Genomic DNA, 201 nt, shown 5'->3' with positions numbered 1-201 from the left:
CACTTGATTGATGTGTTGGGAAAACCTCAATTAAGCTTATTTTGTAAAGAAATAAGAAAATACCCTGGAGGGGTTCCCGAGTGGCCAAAGGGATCAGACTGTAAATCTGACGGCACTGCCTTCGATGGTTCGAATCCGTCCCCCTCCACCATATTCTCTTAAGCGATTTATCGTTTAGGAAGCACTTGATTGATGTGTTGG

The 201-nt window shown here is 43.8% G+C and carries 1 tRNA gene; it reads left to right on the top strand.

The window, feature by feature from the left end:
- Positions 1–66: 66 nt before the first annotated feature.
- Positions 67–151 (top strand) — tRNA-Tyr (locus FCV43_RS18910).
- Positions 152–201 lie beyond the last annotated feature (50 nt).

Source organism: Vibrio genomosp. F6 (genome assembly GCF_005146325.1).
GTDB lineage: Bacteria > Pseudomonadota > Gammaproteobacteria > Enterobacterales > Vibrionaceae > Vibrio > Vibrio cortegadensis.
This window is presented reverse-complemented; position numbering and strand designations above follow the sequence as displayed.